General features: G+C 68.4%; 24 protein-coding genes. 11 read left to right on the forward strand and 13 right to left on the reverse strand.

The features are described 5' to 3' along the window. Positions 1-274 (forward strand): helix-turn-helix domain-containing protein (locus tag FFS27_RS08995; protein WP_137951978.1); only part of this gene is annotated, 274 nt, incomplete at its 5' end. An 8-nt stretch (positions 275-282) separates the two neighbouring features. Here FFS27_RS08995 and FFS27_RS09000 read toward each other — a convergent pair. Then, positions 283-1,155, reverse strand: a complete 873-nt coding sequence (locus FFS27_RS09000) for a LysR family transcriptional regulator (RefSeq protein ID WP_003089870.1) — start codon at positions 1,153-1,155, stop codon at positions 283-285. A 161-nt stretch (positions 1,156-1,316) separates the two neighbouring features. Between FFS27_RS09000 and FFS27_RS09010 the strand changes: the two genes are divergently transcribed. The 3 genes from FFS27_RS09010 to catA are packed head-to-tail and all read left to right on the forward strand — an operon-like array spanning position 1,317 to position 3,737. Further along, positions 1,317-2,438, forward strand: a complete 1,122-nt coding sequence (locus tag FFS27_RS09010; RefSeq protein WP_021264861.1) for a muconate cycloisomerase family protein — start codon at positions 1,317-1,319, stop codon at positions 2,436-2,438. 31 nt (positions 2,439-2,469) lie between these two features. Continuing rightward, positions 2,470-2,760: a muconolactone Delta-isomerase gene (catC, locus tag FFS27_RS09015; RefSeq protein ID WP_003089864.1), complete on the forward strand. Its 291-nt coding sequence runs from the start codon at positions 2,470-2,472 to the stop codon at positions 2,758-2,760. Positions 2,761-2,804: 44 nt separating this feature from the next. Continuing rightward, positions 2,805-3,737: a catechol 1,2-dioxygenase gene (gene catA / locus FFS27_RS09020; RefSeq protein WP_009314156.1), complete on the forward strand. Its 933-nt coding sequence runs from the start codon at positions 2,805-2,807 to the stop codon at positions 3,735-3,737. 157 nt (positions 3,738-3,894) lie between these two features. On the opposite strand, the gene FFS27_RS09025 is transcribed toward catA, so the two are convergent. After that, entirely contained in the window at positions 3,895-4,113 is a 219-nt protein-coding gene (locus FFS27_RS09025; RefSeq protein ID WP_003089862.1) for a hypothetical protein, read from the reverse strand. Positions 4,114-4,475: 362 nt separating this feature from the next. Here FFS27_RS09025 and FFS27_RS09030 point away from each other — a divergent pair, with 362 nt between their 5' ends. Beyond that, positions 4,476-5,822: an OprD family porin gene (locus FFS27_RS09030; RefSeq protein ID WP_003139115.1), complete on the forward strand. Its 1,347-nt coding sequence runs from the start codon at positions 4,476-4,478 to the stop codon at positions 5,820-5,822. 251 nt (positions 5,823-6,073) lie between these two features. Next, complete coding sequence (locus tag FFS27_RS09035; protein WP_003089860.1) at positions 6,074-6,691, forward strand: immunity protein Imm33 domain-containing protein; 618 nt, start codon at positions 6,074-6,076, stop codon at positions 6,689-6,691. 3 nt (positions 6,692-6,694) lie between these two features. Here the strand turns inward: FFS27_RS09035 and FFS27_RS09040 are convergent, their stop codons facing one another. Beyond that, the gene (locus tag FFS27_RS09040; RefSeq protein ID WP_034013826.1) at positions 6,695-7,948 is read right to left on the reverse strand and encodes an SMI1/KNR4 family protein; all 1,254 of its coding nucleotides are present in this window, start codon (positions 7,946-7,948) and stop codon (positions 6,695-6,697) included. A 117-nt stretch (positions 7,949-8,065) separates the two neighbouring features. Between FFS27_RS09040 and FFS27_RS09045 the strand changes: the two genes are divergently transcribed. Together FFS27_RS09045 and FFS27_RS09050 are read left to right on the forward strand one after the other, a co-directional pair. Next, entirely contained in the window at positions 8,066-9,406 is a 1,341-nt protein-coding gene (locus FFS27_RS09045) for a leucine-rich repeat-containing protein kinase family protein (RefSeq protein WP_023101216.1), read from the forward strand. 103 nt (positions 9,407-9,509) lie between these two features. Continuing rightward, positions 9,510-9,677 (forward strand): hypothetical protein, encoded by a 168-nt coding sequence (locus FFS27_RS09050; protein WP_003089849.1) that lies wholly within the window; start codon positions 9,510-9,512, stop codon positions 9,675-9,677. 43 nt (positions 9,678-9,720) lie between these two features. On the opposite strand, the gene FFS27_RS09055 is transcribed toward FFS27_RS09050, so the two are convergent. From FFS27_RS09055 to FFS27_RS09065, 3 genes are read right to left on the reverse strand one after another with little or no spacing between them, the layout of a single operon-like run. Further along, a complete protein-coding gene (locus FFS27_RS09055) occupies positions 9,721-10,947 on the reverse strand; it encodes a CynX/NimT family MFS transporter (protein WP_023101217.1) in 1,227 nt (408 codons plus the stop codon). Then, entirely contained in the window at positions 10,944-11,399 is a 456-nt protein-coding gene (locus FFS27_RS09060) for a nucleoside deaminase (RefSeq protein WP_003109548.1), read from the reverse strand. The genes FFS27_RS09055 and FFS27_RS09060 overlap by 4 nt, the downstream gene beginning before the upstream one ends. Positions 11,400-11,416: 17 nt before the next feature. After that, on the reverse strand, positions 11,417-12,049 hold the full coding sequence (locus FFS27_RS09065) for an ankyrin repeat domain-containing protein (protein WP_003109549.1): 633 nt from the start codon (positions 12,047-12,049) through the stop codon (positions 11,417-11,419). 127 nt (positions 12,050-12,176) lie between these two features. Between FFS27_RS09065 and FFS27_RS09070 the strand changes: the two genes are divergently transcribed. Together FFS27_RS09070 and FFS27_RS09075 are read left to right on the forward strand one after the other, a co-directional pair. After that, complete coding sequence (locus tag FFS27_RS09070) at positions 12,177-13,055, forward strand: LysR substrate-binding domain-containing protein (protein ID WP_003089840.1); 879 nt, start codon at positions 12,177-12,179, stop codon at positions 13,053-13,055. 58 nt (positions 13,056-13,113) lie between these two features. After that, positions 13,114-13,629, forward strand: coding sequence for a DinB family protein (locus FFS27_RS09075; RefSeq protein WP_021264857.1), 516 nt, complete (start codon positions 13,114-13,116; stop codon positions 13,627-13,629). 158 nt (positions 13,630-13,787) lie between these two features. Here FFS27_RS09075 and oprN read toward each other — a convergent pair whose 3' ends face one another. The 4 genes from oprN to mexT all read right to left on the reverse strand — a co-directional run bounded on the left by oprN (position 13,788) and on the right by mexT (position 20,799). Next, a complete protein-coding gene (gene oprN / locus FFS27_RS09080; protein ID WP_003089836.1) occupies positions 13,788-15,206 on the reverse strand; it encodes a multidrug efflux RND transporter outer membrane subunit OprN in 1,419 nt (472 codons plus the stop codon). Then, positions 15,203-18,391 (reverse strand): multidrug efflux RND transporter permease subunit MexF, encoded by a 3,189-nt coding sequence (gene mexF, locus FFS27_RS09085; RefSeq protein ID WP_021264856.1) that lies wholly within the window; start codon positions 18,389-18,391, stop codon positions 15,203-15,205. The genes oprN and mexF overlap by 4 nt, the downstream gene beginning before the upstream one ends. 21 nt (positions 18,392-18,412) lie before the next feature. Further along, positions 18,413-19,657, reverse strand: a complete 1,245-nt coding sequence (mexE, locus tag FFS27_RS09090) for a multidrug efflux RND transporter periplasmic adaptor subunit MexE (RefSeq protein ID WP_003109551.1) — start codon at positions 19,655-19,657, stop codon at positions 18,413-18,415. A gap of 230 nt (positions 19,658-19,887) precedes the next feature. Continuing rightward, positions 19,888-20,799: a multidrug efflux system transcriptional regulator MexT gene (gene mexT, locus FFS27_RS09095; RefSeq protein WP_137951979.1), complete on the reverse strand. Its 912-nt coding sequence runs from the start codon at positions 20,797-20,799 to the stop codon at positions 19,888-19,890. A gap of 220 nt (positions 20,800-21,019) precedes the next feature. Between mexT and mexS the strand changes: the two genes are divergently transcribed. Then, the gene (gene mexS, locus FFS27_RS09100) at positions 21,020-22,039 is read left to right on the forward strand and encodes an oxidoreductase MexS (protein WP_003103552.1); all 1,020 of its coding nucleotides are present in this window, start codon (positions 21,020-21,022) and stop codon (positions 22,037-22,039) included. A gap of 58 nt (positions 22,040-22,097) precedes the next feature. On the opposite strand, the gene FFS27_RS09105 is transcribed toward mexS, so the two are convergent. The 3 genes from FFS27_RS09105 to FFS27_RS09115 all read right to left on the reverse strand — a co-directional run. Next, on the reverse strand, positions 22,098-22,472 hold the full coding sequence (locus tag FFS27_RS09105) for a cupin domain-containing protein (protein ID WP_003089825.1): 375 nt from the start codon (positions 22,470-22,472) through the stop codon (positions 22,098-22,100). Between the two features lie 80 nt (positions 22,473-22,552). Then, positions 22,553-23,368, reverse strand: a complete 816-nt coding sequence (locus FFS27_RS09110) for an AraC family transcriptional regulator (protein ID WP_003103554.1) — start codon at positions 23,366-23,368, stop codon at positions 22,553-22,555. Positions 23,369-23,394: 26 nt separating this feature from the next. Continuing rightward, on the reverse strand, positions 23,395-23,627 hold a 233-nt coding region (locus FFS27_RS09115; protein ID WP_137951980.1), incomplete at its 5' end, for a helix-turn-helix domain-containing protein.

Genomic DNA, 23,627 nt, shown 5'->3' on the forward strand with positions numbered 1-23,627 from the left:
CCTGGAGGACGTGGAACGCGCCGCCGGAGTCTCGCGGTTCAAGCTGTTCGAGGGCTTCCGTCGCTACTTCGGGGTGTCGCCGATGAGCTACCTGAAGCACTACCGACTCGCCGCGGTGCGCGAGGAGATCCTCGCCAGCGGCGGCGCCCGCAGCATCTCGACGATCGCCCTGGGCTGGGGCTTCAGCCACCTCGGACGCTTCTCCGTGGACTACCGCAAGCGCTTCGAGGAAACCCCGAGCATGACCCAGCGCCGCGCCGCGCGGCGCTCCTGAGAGGGCACTCAGGCGTCCTCGCGGCCGATCAGCGCCAGGCAGCGCCGCAGGTGCGGAGAGCCGTCGCCCTGGCGCCGGCTGACGATGATCGGCGAGGTCAGGGAGGCGTCGGCCAGGGCCTGGTAGGCGACGTCGTCGCGGTGCTGCAACTGCACCGAGGCCGGCACCAGGGTCGCGCCGAGTCCGGCGGCGACCAGGCCGATGGCGGTCTGCATTTCGTTGGCCCATTGCGTCACGCGCAGGCTCAGGCCGTGAGTGGCGAACAGCGCCAGCACATGGTCGGCGTAGCTCGGTCGCGGCTGGCCGGGGTAGAGCACGAACGGTTCGCGCGACAGGCGCTCCAGGCTCAGCGGCTGGCCGAGCAACGGGTGGCCGGCGGGCAGGGCGGCGACCAGCGGCTCTTCGCTGAGCACGCTCTGGCGGATCGCCGGGTCGTCGATGCGGATGCGTCCGAAACCGATGTCGATGCGCCCGCTCTTCAGCGCCTCGACCTGTTGCAGGGTGGTCATCTCCAGCAGGCCCAGCTCCAGCTCCGGGTCGCCGCGCAGGTGGCGGATCAGCTCCGGCAGCACGCCATACAGCGCCGAGGGCACGAAGCCGATGCCGAACCACTGGCGCTGGCCCTGGCCGATCCGCCGGGTGCTGTCGCAGATGCTCTCCAGTTGGTCCAGGAGCGTCGCGCTCTGTTCGTGGAAGAAGCGCCCGGCTTCGGTCAGGCGCAGCGGCCGGCCGCGCTCCAGCAGGGCCACCCCGAGCATTTCCTCGAGTTGCTGGATCTGCCGGCTCAGCGGTGGCTGGGCGATGTGCAGTTGCTCGGCGGCGCGGGTGAAGTTGAGGGTCCGGGCCAGCGCCTGGAAGTAGCGCAGGTGACGAAGCTCCATGATACCTCCAGGGTATGGTTCGAGAGGAAGATGATATTGGACCCCAGTGAAGAAGGCGATGGATGCTTGGCCGAAACGACGGCGAAACCTGCTCGGTATCGAGCGAGCCTTGAGCGGCGAACCGTCGAAAACCCGACCGCAACCCTGGTGGACCCCCGAGAATGAGCCAAGCCGTGATCCAAAGCCTCGAGTCGATCATCGTCGATCTGCCGACCATCCGTCCGCACAAGCTGGCCATGCACACCATGAACCGGCAGACCCTGGTGATCCTCCGCCTGCGTTGCAGCGACGGCATCGAGGGCCTCGGCGAAGCCACCACCATCGGTGGCCTGGCCTACGGCAGCGAGAGCCCGGAGAGCATCAAGAGCAATCTCGACGCGCATTTCGCCCCGTTGCTGCTGGGCCAGCCGGCGGACAACGTGAATGCCGCGATGCAGCGCCTGGACCGGCACATCAGGGGCAACACCTTCGCCCGCTCGGCGGTCGAGACCGCCTTGCTCGACGCCCATGGCAAGCGCCTCGGCCTGGCCGTCAGCGAACTGCTCGGCGGCCGCCTGCACGACAGCCTGGAGGTGGCCTGGACCCTGGCCAGCGGCGACACCGGCCGCGACATCGAGGAAGCCGGGCGGATGCTCGACCTGCGCCGCCACCGGCACTTCAAGCTGAAGATCGGCGCCGGTGAGGTGGATGCCGACGTGGCCCACGCGATCGCCATCAAGCGCGCCCTCGGCGAGCGCGCCAGCGTGCGGGTGGACGTCAACCAGGCCTGGGACGAAGGCGTTGCCCAGCGTGCCTGCGCGACGCTCGGCGACAACGGCATCGCCCTGATCGAACAGCCCATCGCCCGCCACAACCGCATCGGCCTGGCGCGCCTGAGCAGCCGCGGCGGCGCGCCGATCATGGCCGACGAGGCCATCGAGAGCGTCGAGGATGCCTTCCACCTGGCTCGCGAGGGCGCCGCCCCGGTGTTCGCCCTGAAGATCGCCAAGAACGGCGGACCGCGCGCGGTGCTGCGTAGCGCGGCGATCGCCGAGGCGGCCGGGATCGGCCTGTACGGCGGGACCATGCTCGAGGGCGGCATCGGCACCCTGGCCGCCGCCCACGCCTTCGTCACCCTCGACCGCCTGGCCTGGCACAGCGAACTGTTCGGCCCGTTGTTGCTGACCGAGGACATCCTCCTCGAGTCGCCGCGCTACCAGGATTTCCACTTGCACGTGCCGCGTGCGCCGGGTCTCGGCCTGGCGCTCGACGAGGAGCGCCTGGCGCGCTTCCGCCGGCGCTGAAGCCATTCCGCAGACAGAGGAGAAACGACCGATGCTGTTCCACGTGAAGATGACCGTGAAGTTGCCCGTCGACATGGACCCGCAACAGGCCGAGCGGCTCAAGGCCGAGGAGAAGGAAATGGCCCAGCGCCTCCAGCGCGAGGGCAGCTGGCGGCACCTCTGGCGGATCGCCGGGCACTACGCCAACTACAGCCTGTTCGACCTGCCCAGCGTCGAGGCGCTGCACGACACCCTGACCCGGCTGCCGCTGTTTCCCTACATGGACATCGAGATCGACGGGCTTTGCCGGCATCCCTCGTCGATCCATGCCGACGACCGCTGAGATTCCCTTCCCACGCCCGACAACAACAAGCAGAGGCAAACGCCATGACCGTGAAGATTTCCCAGACTGCCGACGTCCAGCGCTTCTTCGAAGAGGCCAGCGGCCAGCTCAACGAACGCGGCGATCCGCGCACCAAGGCCCTGGTGCGGCGCATCCTCGACGACACGGCGAAGTTGATCGAAGAGATGCAGGTCACGCCCGACGAATTCTGGAAAGCGGTGGACTACCTGAACCGCCTGGGCAGCCGCCAGGAGGCCGGCCTGCTGGCCGCCGGGTTGGGCCTGGAGCATTACCTGGACCTGCTGCTCGACGCCCAGGACGCCGAGGCCGGCCTCACCGGCGGCACGCCGCGCACCATCGAAGGGCCGCTGTACGTCGCCGGCGCGCCGCTGAGCGACGGCGAGGCACGGATGGACGACGGCCGCGACCCCGGCACCGTGATGTTCCTCCAGGGCCGCGTCAGCGGTCCCGACGGCCAGCCGCTGGCCGGAGCCATCGTCGACGTCTGGCACGCCAATACCCAAGGCACCTATTCCTACTTCGACAGCAGTCAGTCCGAATACAACCTGCGCCGGCGCATCCGCACCGACGCCGACGGCCGCTACCGTGCGCGCAGCATCGTGCCCTCCGGCTACGGTTGCCCGAGCGACGGCCCGACCCAGGAACTGCTCGACCGCCTCGGCCGCCACGGCCAGCGGCCGGCGCACATCCACTTCTTCGTCTCGGCGCCCGGCCATCGCCACCTGACCACCCAGATCAACCTGGCGGGCGACCGCTACCTGTGGGACGACTTCGCCTACGCCACCCGCGATGGGCTGATCGGCGACCTGCGCTTCAACGACGACCCCGCCGCGGCCCGCGACCGCGGCGTGGAGGGCGGACGCTTCGCCGAACTGGATTTCGACTTCCAGCTCCAGGCCAGCCCGGCGCCCGCCGCCGAGCGCCGCAGCCAGCGGCCGCGGGCATTGCAGGAGTAAGGTGGGAAACGGGGAGGGCGGCTGGTCGCTGGCGACCATGCCGCCTTCTTCCGCCAGGCGCGACGGCGGATAAAAAAAGGCGCCATGACTGGCGCCTCAGGACTTGTCCAAAGGAGCAACCCAAAAAGGACAAGTGTATTGCTCGGTGAAAGGCTGCTCAGCCGTTGCCGTTCTTGCGCTCGGCGCATTTGCTGCGGTCGGTCTTCTGCGCTTGCGCTTCCAGTTGTTGCTTCTGCAGGCGCTTTTCGCGCAGTTCTTTCTGCGCGGCGCGGAATTCGGCGTTGTACTGCCAGGAGCGTTCGCTGCCGTCCTGGGCCTGGGCAGTGGCGGCGCCGGTCGCCAGCAGGGCGGCCAGCAGCATCGGGATGATCTTCATGGCAAACCTCTCGGGTTGGCTCGTCGCCGGGGCGAGGTATTCGTCCCGTTTGAGCAAAGAGTAAGAGCGGACGGATTACCCGAGGGTGAGTGGAAAATTACGTTTCCGATAACTTCGGCGATGCTCCGTTGCATGGCGGAGGAGTCTGCGCGAAGCGCATTAAGTGCGAGTTAAGATTGCGGAAAAGTAATCCCCGCCTCATGTCTGCGTCATTTCCCCGGTTCCAGAATCAGCCCCACGGTCAATGCCGGTTGCGGCAGGACTGCGCGGGGGCGCGATCGACCAGAAGTTCACGCACAGCCAGCGCCGCAAGGCATGGCCGCAGAAGAAAAACAGACATGAACCGATCTGGAGCAATCGCCATGCAAGGGGATGGAAAGAAACGACTGTGGACGCTTCCACTGCTGCTGGGCGCTGGAGTGATGGCCTCGGCCGTCGCCGAGGAGAACGCCGAGCGGAGCAAGGAAGGTTTCATCGAGGGCAGCGAGGTCAACCTGCTGCTGCGCAACTTCTACTTCAACCGCGACTTCCGCAAGGGCCAATCGAGCCCGGCGGGCGGCGGCTACACCGAGGAATGGGTGCAGGGCTTCATGGCCAACTTCTCCTCGGGCTTCACCCAGGGCACGCTGGGCGTCGGCATCGACGCCTTCGCCCAGCTCGGCGTGCGCCTGGACAGCGGCGGCGGGCGTTCCGGCGCCGGCGGTAGCGTCGACCTGCTGCCCTATGACGACCAGGGGCGGCCGCAGGACGACTATTCGCGAGCCGGCGGCGCGGTCAAGCTGCGCTGGTACGGCACCGTGCTGCGGGTCGGCGACGTGTTCCCGGAAACCCCGGTGATCCAGTACGGCAACAGCCGGCTGTTCCCCTCCAGCTTCCGCGGCTTCACCCTGGTCAACGACAGCCTGGCGAAGGGCCTGACCCTGCAGGCCGGCAAGCTGAACTCGATGACCCAGCCGAACAGCACCAGCGGCAGCGACGACTTCTACAGCTTCTACACCGGCCGGCGCATCGACTCGCCGTGGGTCGCCTACGCCGGCGGCGACTACCAGGCCACCGAGCACTGGAGCGTCAGCCTCTACGGCAGCCGCCAGAAGGACGCCTGGGACCAGTACTACGCCGGCACCAGCTTCAACTATCCGCTGGACGACAAGCTGTCCCTGCTCGGCGGCGCCAACTACTACAAGGTCAAGGACCAGGGCAGGCAGGTGATGGGCGAACTCGACAACGACATCTGGAGCGTGCGCGGCGGCTTCGCCTACGGCCCGCACCAGGTGCTGCTGTCGTACCAGCGCAACAACGGCGACGACGACTTCGACTACCTGCGCCAGACCGACTCCATCTACCTGGACAACTCGATCCAGTACAGCGACTTCAACTCGCCCAAGGAACGCTCGCTGATGCTCCGCTACGACCTCGACATGGCCGCCTTCGGCGTGCCGGGACTGAGCTTCATGACCCGCTATGGCAAGGGCTGGGACGCCGATTATTCGAATGCCAACAGCGTCTACATGCGCACCGACGCCAACGGCAACCCGCTGACCAACCAGGGCCGCTGGGAACGCGACGTGGAGGTCAAGTACGTGGTGCAGGGCGGCGCGGCCAAGGACCTGGCGTTCCGCGTGCGCCAGGCCACGGTGCGCTCCGACAGCTTCGAGTCGGACCTCGACGAAGTCCGCCTGATCGTCGAATACCCGCTGCAAATCCTCTGAAGGCGCGCCGCCGCCCCATCCGGGGCGGCGCTCTGCGACAGCCCGTTGCTGGCGGCTGCGCGGCGGCGCTGCTACTTTCCTCTGGGTAGGCGGGCCGAAGGGCGGTTCCTGGCCGGGCATGGCTTCGACCTGCCGGTGGGCGCCGCGACCCGAACCTCGGCCACGCCATTCCACCCATGCCGCCCGGGCACCGGCGTGCCCGTGGCAGCCCAGGCTACGGGCGCCGCGTAGCCAGCCAAGCGGGAGTCGACATGGCCTCGTGGACCTTGGTGGACGCCAGCGCGATCGCTGTCCGCCATCCCTACACCTTCTACAAACCGGACGCGGAGACCATCGACCGGGTCGCCGCCGGGGAAAGCGTCAAGCTGATCTTCGCCTTCGATACCGACAACCCCGATGCGCCGCGCGCCGAGCGGCTCTGGGTGACGGTCGAGGGCATCGAGGCGGATGGCGCCTTCAGCGGCCGCCTGGACAACTATCCGCAATACATCCGCGACCTGTCGCTGGGCGAGCGCATCGTCTTCGAGGCGCGGCACATCATCAACACCGAGCACGACCCGCGGGAAACGCCGATCTCGCGCTATGCCCGGCGCTGCTTCGTGACGCGCCGGGTGATAGACGAGGGGAAGGCGGTCGGCTACCTCTACCGCGAGGCGCCGGAAGAGGAAAACGACAGCGGCTGGCGGCTGATGGCCGGCGACGAGTCGGACGACTACATGAATACCGCCGGGACCACCGCCTACGTCAGCCTGGGCTCGGTGCTGAACGCCGACGACAGCATCCTGCCGCTGCTCGACGCGCCGCCGGGACGGGCGTTCGAGCGGCTGGCCGACGGTTCCTTCATCGAGGTGCAGGGACCGGAGGGTTGAGCCTCAGCCAGGCAGCTCGGCGAGGAAGCGCTCCAGGCGCTCGGCCAGGGCCAGGTAGTCGTCGGGACTGCGGTTGCTGCCCATCTTTCCCGACCTGACCCGCCTGGCGTCGCTGCGCTCGCGCTCGGCGCGGCTGGCGAGGGCCAGGCGCAGGGCGCTGGCCCGCGACGGCGACTCCTCCAGCAGCGGTCGCGTCATGATCCGCGCGGCGTCGGCGTCGCCGTATTGCAGGGCGAGGAGCACCGTATTCGGGTCGGAGATCGCGCCGAGCCGCAACAGGCGTTCGGCCAGGACCGCATCGAGGTGCGCGGCGCCAATCTGCAGGCTGTCCTGGTGCACCGCGACGCCCTGGTCGAGCAGCCATCCGGCGGCCTCCAGGCGCCCGCGGGCGAGGCAGGCCTCCAGCACACCGCCGCGTCCGCGCAAGGTTTCGGCGAAGTCGCAGCCGGCATCGCGCAGGCGTTGCAGCAGGTCGATGTCGCCGTCTTGCGCAGCTTCGGCCAGGGCCAGTTGACGCAGCCTTGGCTCGGCGGCCAGGCTGCCGTCGGCGAGGGCCGGCCGCCAGTCGAGGATGCGCTGGCGCAGCAGGACTTCCAGGCGGCCCTTCAGCGCCTTGCCGGGCTCCCCAGCGGCCTCCAGGGCGTCCAGCGCTTCCAGTAGCTCGTCGGCCACGCCGCAGGCGTTCTCGGCGTCGAACGGGTCCTGTTCGAAGGACAGCAGGCGGAACAGCCCGCCGACGTCGTCGGCCAGGCGCGTCACCGAATCCTGGTGCAGGCGTCCGGCCCAGGCCGGCGGCAGGCCGTGGCTCCAGGCGATTACCGCGCCATGCTCGGGGCCGGGTTCGACGCAGACGTAGAGCCGCTCCAGGTACTCGAAGCCACCGAACGGCAGGTAGGCCAGCTTGCCGTTCCAGTCGCGGCCTTCTTCTGCCGCGGCTTCCGCCGCCAGCTCGCGCTCGTGTTCGATCCAGCCCCAGAGGTCGTGGTAGCCGTCGCTGTCCGGATAGAACAGTTCGCTGAAAGAGAACGGGTGGCGGTGGCCGTCGTAGTCGACTTCCAGGTCATAGCCGAGGCGCCCGCCGAAACAGGTGCGCCAGAGGCGCAGCAGGTCTTCTGGAATCGGTCCGGCCAGGCCTTCGGCAAGACGCTGGACGTGTTCGGCGGACACCGGCGGTTGGGCGTCGTACACCACGCAGCCGTCGAACACGGCCAGGCGATGGGCCAGCAGGAGTTGGCGTTCGGCGGGGGAGAGTTCCATTCTCTGTGGTCCTGTCGATTCGGGGCGGCCACTCTAGCACGGCGAGGGTGCGCGTTCCGCAACGCCTTGGCTATCATGCGCGGCTTTCCATCCACCCTGGCCGGAGTCCGTCGAACCATGCACACCTTGCAGCAACTGCGCAGCGGCGAACTGGCCGGCGCCACGCGCCTGGACCTGTCCTGCGGCCTGCGCGAGTTCCCCCGGGAAATCTTCGAGCTGGCCGACTCCCTGGAGGTGCTCAACCTCAGCGGCAACGCCCTGGACAGCCTGCCGGACGACCTCGGGCGGCTGCATCGTCTCAAGGTGCTGTTCTGTTCCGCCAACGACTTCGACGAATTGCCGGCGGCGGTGGGGGACTGTCCGGCGCTGAGCATGGTCGGCTTCAAGTCCAACCGCATCGAGCGGGTGCCGGCCGCGGCCCTGCCGCCAGCGCTGCGCTGGCTGATCCTCACCGACAACCGGATTGCCACGCTGCCCGAGGAACTGGGCCGCCGGCCGTTGCAGAAGCTGATGCTGGCCGGCAACCGCCTGGAGGCCTTGCCCGAGAGCATGGCCGCTTGCGAAGGCCTGGAACTGCTGCGGATCGCCGCCAACCGTTTCCAGCGCCTGCCGGCCTGGCTGGCGACGCTGCCGCGCCTGGCCTGGCTGGCCTACGCCGGCAACCCGTTGTGCCGTCTGCCGGCGCTGGCCGACAGCGGCATCGCTGCGCTGGACTGGAGCGAGCTGAGCCTGGACGGTTTGATCGGCGAAGGAGCCTCCGGGGTCATCCATCGCGCCGGCTGGCACCAGCCGGACGGCTCGACGCGCACGGTGGCGCTGAAGCTGTTCAAGGGCGAAGTGACCAGCGATGGCACCCCCGCCAGCGAGATGGCCGCCTGCCTGGCGGCGGGGCGCCATGCGCAATTGATCGAGGTGCTCGGCCAGCTCGCCGGGCATCCGCAAGGGCGCGACGGGCTGGTGCTGGAGCTGCTCGACGACGCCTATCGCAACCTGGCGGGGCCGCCGAGCCTGGAGTCCTGTACCCGCGACGTCTATCCGCCGGGACTGCGCTTCGAGCTGGCCACGGCGCTGCGCCTGGCGGCCTCGCTCGCCGCGTTGATGGCCCATCTGCATGGACGCGGCATCAGCCATGGCGACTTCTATGCGCATAACATCCTCTGGCGCGAGGATGGCGCCTGCCTGCTGGGCGATTTCGGCGCCGCGTCCTTCCTCCCGGACGACGCCGTGCTTGCCGGCGCCCTGCGGCGCCTGGAAGTGCGTGCCTTCGCCTGCCTGCTGGAGGAGTTGCTCGAGCGCAGCGAGGCGCTGCCGGGGCAGGCCTCGCTACGTGCGGCGCTGGTCGAGTTGCAGCGACGTTGCGCGCTGCCACGGGTGAGCGAGCGGCCGGACTTCGGCGAGATCCAGGCGATCTTGCGCGACCTTGCCGCTCGCAGCCAGGCGTTTCCTCAAGTTCGATGAATTTGCCCGAGATTGACCGCAGGCTGATAAATATCAACGCAGTTCTAGCGGGCTTGGAGCTAGACTGACAAGTATGTCAGGAACGCGGCCAACGAGGGTAAACATGGATTCCTACGGCGTCACTTTCGCAATCATCGTGCTGGGCATGCTCTTCATCGGCACGGGTTTCACCAAGCGCGACACGCCGTTCGGCCTGTTCCTCATGTGGGTCGGGGTGATCTGCATGCTGGCCATCATCAGCTACCGCATCTATATCGCCACCCATTACTGAAGCGCCACCCGCGCCCGCAATGGCGGGCGCGGAGGTCCGCCGCTCAGTCGCGCGTCTCGCCCATGGCCCGGGCATAGCCGGACGGGGCGAAGCGCAGGGTCACCAGCAACATCGCCACCACGCTCGCCGCGAGCAGCAGCCAGGAGGCCTGGAAGCTGCCGGTGGCGTCGCGCAGCCAGCCGGTCAGGTAGGGCACGATGCCGGTGATGATGAAGCCGATGCCTTGCACGAAGGCCGCCAGGCTTCCCGCCGCACGCGGCTCGTGGAGGTGGTCGAGGGTCAGGGTCAGGCTGAGGGCGAAGCACGCGCCCAGGCCGTAGCCGATCAGCGCCACCCACAGCGCCGCGTGCTGCAGCGGCATCGACAGCAGGCCGCAGAAGCCGCCGAGCTGGACCAGTAGCGCGGCCAGCAGCCAGGGCCGGCGGTCGAGGCGGCGGCGAATCAGCAGCGGCACGCTGAGCGCGGCGAGCACCTGGAAGATGGTCATGATCCCGACCAGCCCGCCGCTGTCCTGGGCGCTCCAGCCGAGCTGGCGGTAGTACACCGGCAACCAGGCCACCATGCTGGTGTAGCCGCCGTTGATCAACCCGAAATACACCGCCAGCAGCCAGCCACGGCGATTGCCGAAGAAGTGCCGGACCGGCCCCTCGCCAGCGCTCGGCAGCACCTCCCTCGGCCGCGCGAACATCCACAGCAGCAGCGCCAGCAGGGCCGGTACGGTCCAGGCGCCGAGGCCGGCCTGCCAGTTGGAGAAGTGTTCGGCGATCCGCGGGCTGAGCACCGCCGCGGTTCCGCCGCCGGCCATCAGCGAGGCCGAGTAGAGGCCCATCGCCGCCGGGACCCGCCTCGGGAACCAGCGCTTGACCACGCCCGGTACCAGCGCCTGGATGATCGCCACGCCGCTGCCGGCCAGCGCGGCGCTGGCGATCAGCGCCAGCCCGCTATCCAGTTCCAGGCGCCAGAGGCAGGCCGCGGCGATGGCCAGCAGTCCGCAGACGATGCCGCGGTGTTCGGCCAGCCAGCGCCCGAGCCAGGGCAGCAACAGCGCCACCAGGCCCATGCAGAGCACCGGCAACACCGTCAGCAGCGACGCACCCTGGAAGCCGAGACCGGTGCCGGCGGTGATTTCCTCGAGCAGCGGGCCGATGCCGGTGAGGATCGGTCGCAGGTTGATGCCGAGGCAGAAGATCACCAGCAGGCCGACCCAACTGACCTCCGCCGCGCCGACGCCGGTGGCGGCCTGGCCGCCGGAAGGGATTCGCGCGCTCATGCCTGGCGTTGCCGCCATTGCCGGTACAGACCCTCTTCGCCGGCAGGACGCAGGGCGCGTAGCGGCAGGCTCTGCCGCTGTGGCGGGCGCGCCATCTCGGCGTAGAGCGTGGCCGTGGACAGGCCGAACGCTTCGCCGTCCTCGTTGGAATAGGCGAACCAGGCCGCCTGGATGCCGCAGAGATGCATGGCGGCCAGACACATCGGGCAGGGATGGCCGCTGGCGTAGATCACACAACCGTCCAGACGCGGGCTGCCGAGCGCCTGGCTGGCCTGGCGGATCGCCTGCAGCTCGGCGTGGGCGCTGGGATCGTGGGTCTCGTGGATCTGGTTGACGCCGCGGGCCAGGACCCGCCCGTCGCGCACCAGCACGGCGCCGAACGGGCGGCCGCCGGCCTCGACGTTGGCGCGGGCGAGGGCGATGGCCTCGCGCATGAAGGTTTCATCGGACATGTCTTTCTCCTTCGCTTTCATTGGGCGCCGGCGGCCAGCAGCAGCCGCTCGATCCCGCCCTGGCCGCGCTGGCGGGCGTGGGCCAGCGGGCTGACGCCGTCGGCATCGGCCAGGTTGACGTCGGCGCCGGCGTCGATCAGCAGGCGCACGATCTCCTGGTGGCGCGGACCGCCGTCACTCAGCAGGATCGCCTCGAGCAGCCCGGTCCAGCCGAGCTTGTTGACATGGTTGGGATCGACCCCGGCTTGCAGCAGCGTCTTCACCACTTCCACATGGCCGCGTTCGCAGGCCGGGATCAGCGCGGTGCCGCCATAGCGGTTGGTACTCTTCAGGTCGGCGCCGTGGAGCAGGGTCAGGCGCAGGATTTCCAGGCGGCCCTCGGCGCCGGCCAGCAGATACGGGCTGTCGAGCCGGCTGTTCTGCCGGTTGACGTCGGCGCCGGCCTCGATCAACTGGCGCGCCACCGCCAGGTGGTCGTTGGCGGTGGCCAGCAGCAGCGGGGTGCTACCGTCGGCGCTGGGCGCGTCGACCTCGACCTTGCGTTCGAGCAGGCTGGCGACCTGCGCGGTATCGCCGCGACGCGCGGCTTCGAGCAATGCTCCGGCGTCGCTCGCGCCGGCGCCTCCGCTGAATGCTGCGCAGACCAGCATGGCTCCGCTCCTGCATAGATTGGCCAGGGACATGTCGATGGGCTCCGATAGGCGTTGGCGAAAAGTATGGCGTCGATGTCATGTATGCTGAAATTAAATGATGGAATGCCTTTCAGTGGGAGTGTGCATGCTCGATCTGGTCCTGCTCCGTACCTTCGTCAGCGTTGTCGACACCGGCAACTTCACCCGCGCCGGCGAACACCTGCACCTGACCCAGTCCACCGTCAGCCAGCAGGTCATCCGCCTCGAACAGAACCTCGGTTGCCGCCTGCTCGACCGCAGCCAGCGGCAGGTTTTGCCGACCGAGGAAGGCGAGCGCCTGCTTGGCTACGCGCGGCGCCTGCTGCGGCTCTCGGACGAGGCCAGCGAGGCCCTCAGCCCGGCCCATGGCGACGGCGTGCTGCGCCTCGGCGTGCCGGAAGACCTCGCCGGCGAAGTGCTGATGCCGGTGCTGACGCGCTTCACCGAAGAGCGTCCGCGACTGCGCCTGGAGGTCGAGAGCGGTCTCAGCCATCACCTGCTGCGCCTCTACCGCAGCGGCGAGCTGGACCTGCTGCTGGTCAAGCAGTGGGGGGCCGACAGCGACTGCCATGCGCGCTGGGCCGAGCCGCTGGGCTGGTTCGGCAGCGCCGCGCGGCCGTTCGGCGAGGGTTCGCCGGAGGAGCCGGTGCCGCTGGTGGTGTTCCCGGTCGGCGCGCTGTATCGCCAGGAGATGATCCATGCCCTGGAGAGCATCGGGCGTCGCTGGCGCATCGGCTATTCCAGCGCCAGCCTGGCCAGCCTGGTGGCCGCGGTCGGCGCCGGACTGGGGGTCAGCCTGCTGCCGCTGGGCTGCGTCGGGCCCGAGCATCGCCTGCTTGGCGCGCAGGCCGGCTTCCCGCCCATCGCTGGCCTGGAGCTGGCGCTCTACGCGCGGCCCGAGCTGGACAGCGCCGGGCGCACTCTCCGCGACCGCCTGCGCGACCTCTGCGATGCACGCCTGGAAGGGTTGCAGGGCGAGCGCTGAGCGCTGCCTCCGGGCTATGATCCGGCTCCCTCAGCGAATGGACACGGAAGCCCGCCACATGTCCCGACCCACCCTGCAAGTCGACCTGCTGGTCGAGTCCTTCAACTACAAGGCCTGGTCCGACCGCCGCACCCTCGATGCCATCGCCCGGATCGACGCCGAGGCGTTCCCGGCCTCGCTGGCCTTCGCCTTGCAACAGCTCAATCACATGGCGATCGTCGAGGAACTGTTCAGGGCGCGCCTGCTGGGCGAGCCGGCGCCCCACCAACAGACCAACAGCGAGGTGGTGCCTGGCTACGACGTCCTGCGTCAGCGGCTGGAGGATTCGGCCGCCTGGTTCGCCGGCTATGTCGCCGAGCTGCCGCTGGAGCGTCGCGGCGAATGGCTGCGCTTCCGCTTCGCCGATGGCCGCGACGGCGGCATGACGCGCCAGGAGATCCTCTTCCATATCGTCAACCATGGCACCTACCATCGCGGCGCCATCGGTCATGCCCTCGACCTGGCGGGCGCGCCCCGGCCGGCGGATACCTACACCCTGTATATCCACTCCGCGCAGCCGGAGCGGCGGGAATAGCCCGCGGCAATGGCCGCCGAGCCTCTACGCCATCGCCAAGAAACGACGTGGGGCTCGACCGAGCGTCCGCCCCGCGCGGCGCATAAAAAAGCCCCGCGACCAGGAGCTGCAATCGCGGGGCTGGAGTGGCCGATTTCCATCGGCCGGGGATAGCCGGTTCAGGCGCTGGGTTGCCAGCCACCGCCGAGGGAGCGGTAGATCGCCACGATGCCGCGGTACAGCTCGACCTCGGCCTGGGCCTGGGCATCTTCGGCGGAGAGTTGCTCGCGTTCGGCGTCCAGCAGCACCAGGAAGTCGGTGGTGCCTTCGCGGTAGCGGATCGCCGCCTGTTGCGCGGCGGCGCGGCTGGCTTCCGACTGGCGGACCAGCGAGACCAGGCGCTCCTGGCGCTTGCCGTAGTCGCTGAAGGCATTCGCCGATTCTTCCAGGGCCAGCAGCACCTGCTGTTCGTAGCTGGCCAGCGCGGCGTCGGCGTCGGCCTTGGCGCCGCGCAGGCGGGCACGCACGCTGCCGAGGTCGAAGGCGGCCCAACTGATGCTCGGGCCGACGCTCCAGGCGCGGGCGGCGCTCGAGCCGATCTGCGAGCCCCGCCCGGCGGTGAAGCCGAGGAAGCCGCTGAGGCTGACCCGCGGGAACAGGTCGGCGGTGGCCACGCCGACGTCGGCGGTGCTGGCGGCCAGGCGCCGTTCGGCGGCGCGGATGTCCGGCCGGCGGCGCAGCAGTTCGCCGGGATCGCCGATCGGCAGGGCCTTGGTGATCGCCGGCAGGTCGCGCGGCGAAAGGTCCACCGTCAATTCTTCCGGCCGCTGGCCGAGGAGGGTGGCGATACGGTGCCTGGCGCGCTCGGCTTCCGCCTGCAGTTGCGGCACGCTGGCGGCGGTGGCCGCCAGGCGCGCATCGGCGCGCAGTACGTCGAGTTCGGCACCGACCCCGGCGTCGCGCAGTTGCTCGGTGAGCTGGCGCGACTCCTTCTGGTTCTCCAGGTTGCTCAGGGCAATCTTCTCGCGCAGTTGCGCGCCGCGTAGTTGGCCGTAGGCGTCCACCAGCTCGGCGATCAGGCTGACCTGCAGTTGTTGCAGGTCGGCCTCGGCCGCTTCGCTGAGGGCGTCGCTGGATTCCAGCTGGCGACGGATGCGCCCGAACAGGTCAAGCTCCCAAGCGCTATCCAGGCCAAGGTCGTAGCGCTCGCTGTTGACCCGGTCCTCGGTCACTCCCGGTTGCTGGCCCTTGCCGATGTCGGCGCTGGCGCGGCTGGTGACCACCGGGAAGCGATCGTTGGCCACGTCGTCGCGCAGGGCGCGGGCGGCGCGCAGGCGGGCGAAGGCCACGCGTAGGTCGCGGTTGCCGCTCAGCGACTGCTCGACCAGTTGGTTCAGGGTCGGATCGTCGAACTGTTTCCACCACAGGCTTTCGAAGCGACTGCGGTCGTAGGGCTTGCTCGCCGTGGCGTCGATCTTCGCCGCCGCGGTGTCGGGGGTCCGGTAGTCCGGACCCACCGTGCAGGCGCTGAGCGCCAGCAGACTGAACAGACCCAGGGCGGGCGCGAGCCCGCTCCGGATCGACTGCGCGTGAATCATGCATGCACCTCTGGCAGGCCTTTGTCGTTGGCGGCGCGGCGCGCTTCGCGGTTCTCCACGAAGCGGCGGATGAGGACGTAGAACACCGGCGTCAGCAGCAGGCCGAAGAAGGTCACCCCGATCATCCCGGAGAACACCGCCACGCCCATCGCATGGCGCATCTCGGCGCCGGCGCCGGTGGAGATCACCAGCGGCACCACGCCCATGATGAAGGCGATGGACGTCATCAGGATCGGCCGCAGGCGCAGGCGGCAGGCTTCCAGCACCGCGGCGACGCGGTCCATGCCTTCCTCCTGCTTGTCCTTGGCGAACTCGACGATCAGGATCGCGTTCTTGCACGCCAGCCCCACCAGAACGATCAGGCCGATCTGGGTAAAGATGTTGTTGTCGCTGCCGGCCAGGATCACCCCGGTGATCGCCGACAGCAGGGTCATCGGCACGATCAGGATCACCGCCAGCGGCAGGCTCCAGCTCTCGTACTGGGCGGCCAGCACGAGGAAGGCCAGCAGCACGCAGAGCGGGAAGACGAACAGCGCGGTATTGCCGGCGAGGATCTGCTGGTAGGTCAGCTCGGTCCACTCGTAGGTCATGCCGTTGGGCAGTTCCTCCTTCAGCAGCTTCTCGATCGCCGCCTGCGCCTGGCCGGAGCTGTAGCCCGCGGCCGGGGCGCCGTTGAGTTCGGCGGTGATGAAGCCGTTGTAGTGCATCACACGGTCCGGACCGGAGGTGTCGCTGACCTTGATGAAGGACGCCAGCGGGACCATCTCGCCAAGGTTGTTGCGCACCTTCAACTGGCCGATCTGCTCGGGTTCGAGGCGGAACTGCTGCTCGGCCTGGACGTTGACCTGGTAGGTACGGCCGAAGCGGTTGAAGTCGTTCGCGTACAGCGAGCCGAGGTAGACCTGCAGGGTGTCGAAGATGTCGCTGATGGCCACGCCGTGGGTCTTGGCCTTCTCGCGGTCGATGTCGGCGTCGATCTGCGGCACGTTGACCTGGTAGCTGGAGAACACCGAGCTGGGTTCCAGCTCAGGCAGCGCACGGGCCTTGGTGATGATGTTCTGGGTCTGCTTGAACAGCTCCTCGTAGCCCTGGTTGCCACGGTCCTCGATCTGCAGGCGGAAGCCGCCGATGGTCCCCAGCCCCTGTACCGGCGGCGGCGGGAAGATCGCGATGTAGGCGTCCTGGATCTCGGCGTACTTGGCGTTCAGCGCGGCGGCGATGGCCCCGGCCGACTGGCTCGGGTCCTTGCGCTCGTCGAACGGCTTCAGCGGGGTGAACACGATGCCGCTGTTCGGGCTGTTGGTGAAGCCGTTGATCGACAGGCCGGGGAAGGCCACCGAGTCCGCCACGCCGGGCTGCGCCAGGGCGATCTCGGACATCTGCTTGATCACCGCCTCGGTACGGTCCAGGCTGGCCGCGTCGGGCAACTGGGCGAAGGCCACCAGGTACTGCTTGTCCTGCTGCGGGACGAAACCGGTCGGCGTGCTGGAGAAGCCGAAGTAGGTCAGCACCATCAGCCCGCCGTAGACCAGCAGGGCGATCGAGCTGCCGCGCAGGACCCGGTTCACCGTGCCGACGTAGCCATGGCTGGCGCGGTCGAAGAAACGGTTGAACGGACGGAACAGCCAACTGCCGAGGAGCTTGTCGAGGAACACCGAGAAGCGGTCCTTCGGCTCGTGGTGGCCCTTGAGCAGGACCGCCGCCAGCGCCGGCGACAGGGTCAGCGAGTTGAACGCCGAGATCACCGTGGAGATCGCGATGGTCAGGGCGAACTGGCGGTAGAACTGCCCGGTGAGGCCGGAGATGAACGCGGTCGGGATGAACACCGCGCAGAGCACCAGCGCCGTGGCGATGATCGGCCCGGTCACCTCGCGCATGGCACGCTTGGTGGCTTCCACCGGCTTGAGGCCGAGGCCGATGTTGCGCTCGACGTTCTCCACCACCACGATGGCGTCGTCCACCACGATGCCGATGGCCAGCACCAGGCCGAACAGCGACAGCGCGTTGAGCGAGAAGCCGAGCATGTGCATCACCGCGAAGGTGCCGATCAGCGACACCGGCACCGCGGCCAGCGGGATGATCGAGGCGCGCCAGGTCTGCAGGAACAGGATCACCACCAGCACCACCAGCACCAGGGCTTCGAACAGGGTGTGCACCACCGCCTCGATGGAGCCGCGGACGAAGATGGTCGGGTCGTAGACGATGGAGTAGTCCATGCCTTGCGGGAAGCTGTGCTTCAGCTCGGCCATCTTCTCCCGCACCAGGTTGGAGATCTCGATGGCGTTCGAGCCGGGACGCTGGAAGATCGGGATCGCCACCGCCGGCTTGTTGTTCAGCAGCGAGCGCAGGGCGTATTGGTTGGAGCCCAGCTCGACCCGGGCGATGTCGCGCAGACGGGTGATCTCGCCGTTGGCGCCGGCGCGGATGATGATGTTCTCGAACTCTTCCTCGGTGACCAGGCGACCCTGGGTGTTGATCGACAACTGGAAGCTGGTGTCGCTCGGCGCCGGCGGCGCGCCCAGGGTGCCGGCGGCGACCTGGCGGTTCTGCTCGCGGATGGCGTTGACCACGTCGGTGGCGGTGAGGTTGCGCGAGGCGACCTTGTTCGGGTCCAGCCAGACGCGCAGCGAATAGTCACCGAGGCCGAACAACTGGACGTCGCCGACGCCGTCGAGGCGGGCCAGTTCGTCCTTCACGTTGAGCACCGCGTAGTTCGACAGGTAGAGCATGTCGTAGCGGTTATCCGGCGAGGTCAGGTGCACGACCATGGTCAGGTCGGGCGAGGCCTTGTCGACGGTGATGCCGAGCCGGGTCACTTCTTCCGGGAGCTTCGGCTCGGTCCGGGTGACGCGGTTCTGCACCTGCACCTGGGCGTTGTCCAGGTCGGTGCCGAGGGCGAAGGTGATGGTCAGGGTCAGCTTGCCGTCGGAGGTCGACTGGGAGGACATGTAGAGCATGTTCTCCACCCCGGTGATCGCCTGTTCCAAGGGAGAGGCGACGGTCTCGCCGATGACTTTCGGGTTGGCGCCGGGGAAGTTGGCGCGGACCACGACGGTCGGCGGCACCACTTCCGGGTATTCGCTGATGGGTAGCTGGAACAGGGAGATGGCGCCGCCAATCAGGATCAGCAGCGACAGCACCGCGGCGAAGATCGGCCGCTGGATGAAGAATTGGGAGAAATTCATCGGTTCTTCCTATCGCCGCGCTCAGCCGCGCGGCTCGTTGCGAGTGGCGTTGTCCTTGGACGCCGCCACCTTCGGTGGTTCGCTGTCGCCGACCGACTGCCGCAGGCGCGCGAGGGTGGCCAGGGTGTCGGCGCTGGCCATCTCGACCTTCTGCGGATCCACCTGCATGCCCGGGCGGACCCGCTGCAGGCCATTCACGACGATCCGGTCGCCCTTGCTCAGGCCGCTGCGGACGATGCGCAGGCCCTCCAGCTTCGGTCCCATCTCGACGGTGCGGTAGACGGTCTTGTTGTCGCCATCCAGGACCAGCACGAACTTCTTGCCCAGGTCGGTGCCGACCGCTTCGTCCTTGATCAGGGTGGCGGCGTAGGTCTTGCTGCCGACCAGCTTCAGGCGCACGTAGAGGCCCGGGGTGAACTCGCCCTTGGCGTTGTCGAACACGGCGCGGCCGCGGATGGTGCCGGTACGCGGGTTGACCTGGTTGTCGAGGAAGTCCAGCCGGCCCAGGTGCGGGTTGCCGTCCTCGCTGCTCAGGCCGAGGTACACCGGGCTCTCGCTGCGCGTGTCGCGACCGGCCTGGCGGGCCAGCTCGACGTACTTGAGGAACACGCGCTCGTCGGCGTCGAAGTAGGCGTAGACCTTGTCGGTGCTGACCAGGGTGGTGAGCAGGGTCTCCCCGGAGTTGACCAGGTTGCCGGCGGTGACCTCGGCGCGGCTGACGCGACCATCGATCGGCGCGGTGATCCGGGTGAAGCTCAGGTTCAGGCGTGCCGCGTCCAGTTGCGCCTGGGTCGCGGCGACCGCCGCCTTGGCTTCCTGGGCGGCGGTGGTGCGGGCGTCGGCGAGTTCCGCGGAGATCGCGTTGCTGGCGCGCAGGCGTTCGCCGCGCTGGGCTTCGTTGACGCTCCGCGCCTGGGCCGCGCGGGCCTGTTGCAGCTGGGCTTCGAGGCGCTTGACCTCGGCCTCGAACGGGCGCGGGTCGATCTGGAACAGCAGGTCGCCTTTCTTCACCAGGGCGCCTTCATGGAAGGCCACGCGGTCGATGTAGCCCGATACCCGCGGGCGCAGCTCCACCGATTCCGGGGCTTCCAGGCGGCCGGTGAATTCGTCCCACTCGTTCAGCGGTTGTTCGATGACTTCGGCGACGCTGACCTTGGGCGCCGCCATGCCTTGGGTGGTTTCCGGGGCCTTGCCGCAGGCGCTCAGGACCAGTACGGCCGCGAGTGCGAGGGGGTAGCGCCAGAAGAAGTGGGATGACTGTTCCATGCTTGACTCCGCCAGTCGGTTTTTCGGGATTGGCGAAGTCTGCGGGCTGCTCCGGCAGGGAACTAATCGAACGATGAGATTTTGATTATCACGAACAGTGATACATGGTTTTTCGTTTTCTGTAACAGTCGATGGTTATGGACAGTGCTTTCGATGGAATAAGCCACAGGCTCGCGGTGCGCGATCGATTTCCCCGTTGCGACGCCTCGTGCAGGTAGCCGCCGGAGGGCTCAGAGACTGTCCGGATCGCCGATGAACATGCTGATCCGCGAGCGCAGCCAGCGTTCCGCCGGGTCGTTGTCCTGGGCGCCGCGCCAGGCCATCGACAGTTCGAAGGCGCGGGTCTCGAACGGCGGGTCCTCGGCGCGCAGGCCGCCGGCGGCGATCAGCGCCTGGGCGGCGTAGTCGGGCACGGTGGCGATGATGTCGGTGCCGGCGAGGAGGGTGCCGAGGCCGTTGAACTGCGGCACCGCCAGGACCACCTTGCGCTTGCGGCCGAATTTCTCCAGTTCCTCGTCGACGAAGCCGCTGAGGTCGCCGGCGAAGGACACCAGCGCGTGCGGTCGCGCGCAATAGTCGTCGAGGGTCAGCTGGCCGGGCGCGGAGTCGGCGCGGAGGATCTTCGGCTTGCTGCGGCGCACGGTCTTGCGCTTGGCGTTGGCCGGCAGTTCGTCGGTGTAGCTGACGCCCACCGAGATCTCCCCCGAGGCCAGCAGGTTCGGCATCAATAGATAGTTGGCGCGGCGCACGACGAGGACGATCCCCGGCGCCTCTGCGCGCAGGCGGCGGAGCAGGGGCGGCAGCAGGCCGAACTCGACGTCGTCGGAAAGGCCGATGCGGAACACCGCGGTGCTGGTCGCCGGATCGAACTCGCTGGCGCGACTCATGGCGGAGATGGAGTCCAGCGCCGGCGACAGGTGGGCGAAGATTTCCTGGGCTCGCGCGGTGGGCTCCATGCTGCGTCCGGTACGGACGAACAGCGGGTCGTCGAACAGCGTGCGCAGGCGCGACAGCGCGGCGCTGATGGCCGGCTGGCCGAGGAACAGTTTCTCTGCGGCGCGGGTCACGCTGCGTTCGTGCATCAGAGTCTCGAACACGATCAGCAGGTTCAGATCGACGCGGCGCAGGTCGTTTCGGTTCATGGCGTTCCTCGTTTCCAGGGGCTAGAGGCTGCAACCGCGGGGGCTCGCCGTCAAGCCTTGCGTGCGAGACGGGGCGGGGCCTGGCGAGGTGCCGGAGGGGCATAGGATCACTGACAGGCATAGCCATTATCAATAACGACGGGTGGTTTTGTCAGGCATGGGCGGATACAGTCACAACCCATGAGGTTATTCACCCCGTGATGCACTGCAGAGGTTTGCGATGTCCCGAGTGATCCGTTTTCATCAGTTTGGCCCGCCAGAGGTCCTCAAATGCGAAGAGCTGCCGACCCCGGCGCCGGCCGCAGGGGAAGTCCTGGTGCGTGTCCAGGCGATCGGCGTGAGCTGGAAGGATGTGCTCTGGCGTCAGAACCTGGCCCCGGAGCAGGCTGCGCTGCCGTCCGGTCTCGGCTTCGAACTGGCCGGCGAGGTGCTGGCGGTCGGCGCCGGCGTCGGCGACCTGCCGCTGGGTTCCCGCGTGGCCAGTTTCCCCGCCCATACCCCCGATCATTATCCGGCCTATGGCGACGTGGTGCTGATGCCACGCGCGGCCCTGGCGGTCTACCCCGAGGTACTCACCCCGGTGGAGGCCAGCGTCTACTACACCGGCCTGCTGGTGGCCTATTTCGGCCTGGTCGACCTGGCCGGGTTGAAGGCCGGGCAGACCGTGCTGATCACCGAGGCGGCGCGCATGTACGGGCCGGTCTCGATCCAGTTGGCCAAGGCTCTCGGCGCGCGGGTGATCGCTTCCACCAAGTCCGCCGAGGAGCGCGAGTTCCTCCGCGAGCAGGGCGCCGACAAGGTGGTGGTGACCGACGAGCAGGACCTGGTCCTGGAAGTCGAGCGCTTCACCGAGGGCAAGGGCGTCAACGTCATCCTCGACGAACTGGGCGGCCCGCAGATGACCCTGCTCGGCGATGTCTCCGCCACCCGCGGCAAGCTGGTGCTGTATGGCTGCAACGGCGGCAACGAGTCGGCGTTCCCGGCCTGCGCCGCGTTCAAGAAGCATCTGCAGTTCTACCGCCACTGCCTGATGGATTTCACCGGTCATCCGGAGATGGGCCTGGAACGCAACGACGAGTCGGTGAGCAAGGCCCTCGCGCACATCGAGCAACTGACCCGCGATCGCCTGCTCAAGCCGGTGGTCGACCGGGTATTCGAGTTCGACCAGGTGGTCGAGGCGCACCGCTACATGGAAACCTGTCCGAAGCGCGGCCGGGTGGTGATCCACGTCGCCGATTGAGGACGACCCGCAGCGAAAGAGCCCGGCCAGCGAGCCGGGCTTTTTCGTGGGCGCGGTTTCAGATCCACAGATCGTTGACCGCCGTCCGCTCGCCGCCCTGGTCGCCGGTGTTGCGCACGCCGCAGGGCTCCACCAGGAGCATGCGCACCTCGCCCTCGGCGAACGGCTTGTGCTCCACGCCGCGCGGCACCACATACATCTCGCCGGGGCCCAGGTGCACCGCGCCGTCGCGGAAATCGATGCGCAGGCGACCGGCGAGGACGATGAAGGTCTCGTCGGTGTCGGCGTGGCTGTGCCAGACGAAGTCGCCTTCGATCTTCACCAGCTTGAACTGGTAGTCGTTCATCTGGGCGATCACCCTGGGTTGCCAGCGGTCGTCGAACAGGGCGAGCTTGGCGGCGAAGTTGATCGCTTGGGTTGTGCTGGTGGACATCGGTGCGCTCCGGTGGTTGGTCTCTGGCGCCAGGGTAGGCGGCTACGGAGCGGGCGGTCTTGGATAATCGTGCAACCTGGCTAGGCGCGGCCGAGCATACGCAGCCAGCGTGCCGGTGGCAGGCCGTAGCTCTGGCCGAAATGGCGGGTCATGTGGCTCTGGTCTGTGAAACCGGCGGCAAGCGCGGCTTCGGCCAGCGTCTGGCCGCCGAGCATCAGCCGGCGGGCGATGTCCAGCCGGCGCTGGATCAGGTAGCGGTAGGGGCTGGTGCCGAACAGCGCGCGGAAATCGCGCGACAGGCTCCAGCGTTCGCGCTGGGCGACCTGCGCCAGTTCGTCGAGGCCCAGCGGGCGCTCCAGGTGCGCGTGGATGTACTGCCGGGCGCGCTCGGCGGCGACGAAGTCGAAGTGGCGCCTGCCGCGCGCCCGGTTGCCGGCCACGGCGTCGAGGGCGTGGGCCAGTTCGAACAGGGCGTCCTGTTCTTCCAGCGGCTCCAGCGGGGTATCCATGGCCTGTAGCAGGGCCCGGCTGGCGGCGATCAGGCGCGGGTCGTCGGACAAGCCCCCGCGCACGAACGGCAGCGGCCGGCCGCCGAGGGCCTGCTGGATCAGCGCCGGCTCGACGTAGAGCATCCGGTAGCGGAACCCTTCCTGGCTGCCGGCCTCGCCGTCGTGCAGCTCGTCGGGATGCAGCACCAGGCAGCCGCCCGGCAGGCTGTGGCGCTGGCTGCGGCGATAGCGGAAGCTCTGCACCCCGGCCAGGGTCTGGCCGATGGCATAGGTGTCGTGGCGATGTGGATCGTAGCCGTGGCCGGCGAAGTAAGCCTCGATGCGTTCCACCGCACCGTGTTGCGGGGCGCGTCGAACCCAGTCGCGGGGCGTATTGGCGTGGCTCATGGGGAAAGGCTCGTGGCGCGGAAGGTTCAGGCTAGCGCTTCGTTGGCGCGACTGGAATAGCCGGACGGCGTCTCGCCGAATACTGCGCGGAAGGCACTGGCGAAGCTGCTCGGGCTTTCGTAGCCGAGCGACCAGGCGATCTCGCCGACCGCCTGGCCCGCTGCCAGCCGTTCGACGGCCGCGTGCAGTCGCGCCAGTTGCCGCCATTGCGCGAAGCTCATGCCGGTCTCGGCGCCGAACAGCCGGCTCAGGCTACGGC

Source organism: Pseudomonas sp. 2VD (assembly GCF_005503585.1).
In the GTDB taxonomy this organism is placed as follows: Bacteria; Pseudomonadota; Gammaproteobacteria; order Pseudomonadales; family Pseudomonadaceae; genus Pseudomonas; species Pseudomonas aeruginosa.

Coding starts and splice junctions, on each gene's coding strand:
- FFS27_RS09000 (WP_003089870.1), bottom strand. CDS start 1,155: ATGGAGCTTCGTCACCTGCGCTACTTCCAGGCGCTGGCCCGGACCCTC.
- FFS27_RS09010 (WP_021264861.1), top strand. CDS start 1,317: ATGAGCCAAGCCGTGATCCAAAGCCTCGAGTCGATCATCGTCGATCTG.
- catC (WP_003089864.1), top strand. CDS start 2,470: ATGCTGTTCCACGTGAAGATGACCGTGAAGTTGCCCGTCGACATGGAC.
- catA (WP_009314156.1), top strand. CDS start 2,805: ATGACCGTGAAGATTTCCCAGACTGCCGACGTCCAGCGCTTCTTCGAA.
- FFS27_RS09025 (WP_003089862.1), bottom strand. CDS start 4,113: ATGAAGATCATCCCGATGCTGCTGGCCGCCCTGCTGGCGACCGGCGCC.
- FFS27_RS09030 (WP_003139115.1), top strand. CDS start 4,476: ATGCAAGGGGATGGAAAGAAACGACTGTGGACGCTTCCACTGCTGCTG.
- FFS27_RS09035 (WP_003089860.1), top strand. CDS start 6,074: ATGGCCTCGTGGACCTTGGTGGACGCCAGCGCGATCGCTGTCCGCCAT.
- FFS27_RS09040 (WP_034013826.1), bottom strand. CDS start 7,948: ATGGAACTCTCCCCCGCCGAACGCCAACTCCTGCTGGCCCATCGCCTG.
- FFS27_RS09045 (WP_023101216.1), top strand. CDS start 8,066: ATGCACACCTTGCAGCAACTGCGCAGCGGCGAACTGGCCGGCGCCACG.
- FFS27_RS09050 (WP_003089849.1), top strand. CDS start 9,510: ATGGATTCCTACGGCGTCACTTTCGCAATCATCGTGCTGGGCATGCTC.
- FFS27_RS09055 (WP_023101217.1), bottom strand. CDS start 10,947: ATGAGCGCGCGAATCCCTTCCGGCGGCCAGGCCGCCACCGGCGTCGGC.
- FFS27_RS09060 (WP_003109548.1), bottom strand. CDS start 11,399: ATGTCCGATGAAACCTTCATGCGCGAGGCCATCGCCCTCGCCCGCGCC.
- FFS27_RS09065 (WP_003109549.1), bottom strand. CDS start 12,049: ATGCTGGTCTGCGCAGCATTCAGCGGAGGCGCCGGCGCGAGCGACGCC.
- FFS27_RS09070 (WP_003089840.1), top strand. CDS start 12,177: ATGCTCGATCTGGTCCTGCTCCGTACCTTCGTCAGCGTTGTCGACACC.
- FFS27_RS09075 (WP_021264857.1), top strand. CDS start 13,114: ATGTCCCGACCCACCCTGCAAGTCGACCTGCTGGTCGAGTCCTTCAAC.
- oprN (WP_003089836.1), bottom strand. CDS start 15,206: ATGATTCACGCGCAGTCGATCCGGAGCGGGCTCGCGCCCGCCCTGGGT.
- mexF (WP_021264856.1), bottom strand. CDS start 18,391: ATGAATTTCTCCCAATTCTTCATCCAGCGGCCGATCTTCGCCGCGGTG.
- mexE (WP_003109551.1), bottom strand. CDS start 19,657: ATGGAACAGTCATCCCACTTCTTCTGGCGCTACCCCCTCGCACTCGCG.
- mexT (WP_137951979.1), bottom strand. CDS start 20,799: ATGAACCGAAACGACCTGCGCCGCGTCGATCTGAACCTGCTGATCGTG.
- mexS (WP_003103552.1), top strand. CDS start 21,020: ATGTCCCGAGTGATCCGTTTTCATCAGTTTGGCCCGCCAGAGGTCCTC.
- FFS27_RS09105 (WP_003089825.1), bottom strand. CDS start 22,472: ATGTCCACCAGCACAACCCAAGCGATCAACTTCGCCGCCAAGCTCGCC.
- FFS27_RS09110 (WP_003103554.1), bottom strand. CDS start 23,368: ATGAGCCACGCCAATACGCCCCGCGACTGGGTTCGACGCGCCCCGCAA.